This window comes from Nostoc sp. FACHB-133, assembly GCF_014698055.1.
Taxonomy (GTDB): Bacteria; Cyanobacteriota; Cyanobacteriia; order Cyanobacteriales; family Nostocaceae; genus Nostoc.
Window position 1 is genome coordinate 1 of sequence record NZ_JACJSH010000154.1, and the last position, 3375, is coordinate 3375.

Genomic DNA, 3375 nt, shown 5'->3' on the forward strand with positions numbered 1-3375 from the left:
TAATCATGGAATTGAGCTTGTTGCAGATCAACCCGAACGCAATGAAATTGCTAGATTAAATTTAATCGCTGGACAGAAAGCAAAAGCTGCGATCGCCTATAATGTGGCGAAAAAATATTTAACCACAGCAAGAGTTTGGCTAGCAGCTTCTAGCTGGCAAACAAACTATGACTTGACCTTAGATTTATATTTAGAAACAACAGAATTCGCGTACTTATGTGGCGATTTTGAGCAGGTAGAATACTGGGTGGCGATCGTTCTGCAAGAAGCCAGGGATGTGCTTGACACCGTGAAAGTGTATGAAGTTAAAATTAAAACTGACATTTCACAGAACCAGCCATTAAAAGCAATCAATACGGCATTGCAATTTTTGCAGCAACTGGGGATTAGTTTGCCCAAACAGCCAACTCAGTCAGATATTTGTCTTGAACTAGATACAATCACTTCTCTCTTAAGTGAGAAGCAAATCGAGGACTTGATCCATTTGCCGGAGATGACAGATCCGGACAAGCTAGCGGCAATGCGAATCCTATCCAGCATTACAATTGCTGCCCAAATTGCTGACCCTAATTTGATACCTCTGCTTGCATCTAAACAAGTCAACTTGTCCATCCAGTATGGCAATGCGTTTGTGTCACCCTTGGCCTATGCCACCTTTGGTTTAGTTCTTTGTGGAACGCTCGAAAATATAGAGTTTGGCTACCAATTTGGACAGCTTGCTCTACGGCTGTTGTCACAGCCTTATACCTATGCACTCAAAGCTAGAAGCTTGCTGATCGTAAATGACTTCATCATCCATTGGAAAGAACATACAAGAGTTCTATTAAAGCCGTTACTAGAAGGCTATCAAATTGGTCTAGAAACTGGAGATTTAGAGTCTGCCGCCTATTGTGCTTATACTTATTGCTTTCAATCTTATGCCAATGGAAAAGAACTCCTAGAAGTTGAACACGCTATGGTGACATATGGTGAAGCAATCCACCAAATAAAACAAGAAACAGCACTAACTTGGAATCAAATATTTCGACAAGTCATCATAAACTTGATGGGATACTCGGCAAATCCAATCCGGCTTATCGGCGAATCTTACAATGAAGAGAATGAACTGCCAAAATACGAAGCGGTAAATGATGGAAGCACTATTTTTACTGTACATTTCAACAAGCTTTTCCTGTGCTATCTATTTTCTGAATCTGTTCAAGCTGTTGAAAACGCGGTTCTGGCGGAGAGTTATTTGATCAGACTAACGGGCACTCCCCTTGAGCCTTTGTACTATCTCTATGATGCTCTGGCAAGACTTGCAATCTATCTTGATAGCAACGATCAAGTGCAGGAGGAAATCCTCAAGAAAGTTGCGATTAGCCAGGAGAAAATGAAGCTATGGTCACATTATGCGCCTATGAATCATTTACATAAATATTATTTAGTGCAAGCTGAAACTGCAAGAGTATTGGGGCAGTGGTTTGAGGCAGAAGATTTCTACGAACAAGCCATTCAAGGTGCTAGAGACAACGAGTATCTTCAAGAAGAAGCCTTAGCATACGAATTAGCTGCCAAGTTTTACCTATCTCGTGGTAGGGAAAAGTTTGCCCAAACCTATATGAAAGAAGCACACTACTGTTATGAACGCTGGGGAGCAACGGCAAAGGTCAAAGATTTAGAAACTCGCTACCCACAGATATTTCCTCAATCATCAAGTGTGGCTTACACGCCAATTCGCACTACTTCTGGAAGCACCTCTAGTCACTCAGATATCGTTTTCGATTTGGCGGCGGTGATGAAAGCGTCCCAAGCGATTTCTCGTGAAATTGAACTAGATCAGTTGCTCCGTTCCTTGATGAAGATATTAATCGAAAATGCTGGCGCACAAACAGGGTTTTTGATCTTGGAAAACTCAGGAAAATGGTTGATCGAAGCTGCTTGTGAACTGAATGATGGTGAGCAGGTTTGTGCTACGCAAGTCCTACAATCTATCCCAACTAAAAATTATCTTCCTGAATCAATTATTAATTATGTTATTCGTACTCATGAATGTGTGATCTTAAATGATGCTACTCGTGAAGGTAATTTTATCAATGAGCCATATATTCAACACAATCAAACTCAATCAATTTTATGTTTACCTCTGCTGAATCAAGGTAAGCTAGTGGGCGTATTGTATTTAGAAAATAAACTAGCAACTGGAGTATTTACACTAGAGCGAACGCAAGTTCTGAATCTACTCTCCACTCAAGCTGCGATTGCAATTGAAAATGCTAAACTTTATTCAAGGCTCCGCGCTAGCGAAAGTCAAATGGCTCAATTTCTAGAAGCGATTCCGGTGGGAATTGGCGTCATTGACGCGGCCGGTCGCCCTTACTATTTCAATCAGCAGGGAATTGATCTGCTGGGTAAAGGCGTTGATCCTGCCGCAACACCGGAGCAACTTTCAGAGGTTTATCAACTATATGTGACGGGAACGAATCAAATCTATCCAACAGAGAGACTGCCAATCATTCGGGCGTTGAGTGGCGAGCGCACGAGGGCTGATGATGCAGATATTCACCAAAACAACACAACCATTCCAGTTGAGGCATGGGGTACTCCCGTCTTTGATGAACAGGGCAAGGTGGTTTATGCGATCGCCGCATTTCAAGACATCACCGAGCGTAAAAAATCCGAGAAATTACTAGCCGACTACAACCAAACCTTAGAACAACAGGTTACTGATCGAACGTTGCTGCTTTCGCAGGAGATTGAAGAACGCCAGCAAATTGAAAATGCCCTGCGACAAAGCGAAGAGCAACGCCGACTGACCATGAACTTCAGCTACATCGGCAGTTGGAACTGGAATATCGCAGAGGATATCGTGGACTGGGATGATAACCACTTCCAATTGCTGGGGTTTGTTCCCGGTAGCGTAGAGAGCAGTTATCAGGCGTGGCGTGATCGAATTCATCCAGAGGATATAGATTCGGTTGAGCAAATGATTATGGCAGCCCTGAGAACCCAAACCGACTATGAAGCTGAGTATCGAGTGATTTACCCGGATGGTAGTATTCACTGGTTGGTCAGCCGAGGCCGAGGCATATATGACGAATCTGGACAGCCTGTGCGAATGTTGGGTGTGATTCTCGACGTTAGCGAACAGCGAAACGCTGCGCTGCGTGAACAAAAACGCGCCGAGGAAGCCTCAATTCTGGAAGAACGCAACCGGATGGCGCGAGAAATCCATGATACACTGGCTCAATCCTTCACAGGTATTCTGCTTCAGGTTAGAGCAGCAGAACAGGTGCTGGCGGATGATCCGGAAGCAACCCAAGTACATCTGGAAATGATTGAGGAACTAGCACGCGCTGGGCTAGCAGGGGCGCGGCGATCCGTATCAGCACTCCG

The 3375-nt window shown here is 43.9% G+C and carries 1 protein-coding gene; it reads left to right on the top strand.

Features of this window, described 5'->3' with window-relative positions:
* The coding region (locus H6G86_RS37995) for a PAS domain-containing protein (protein WP_190938708.1) at window positions 1–3375 on the top strand (3375 nt) is incomplete at both ends.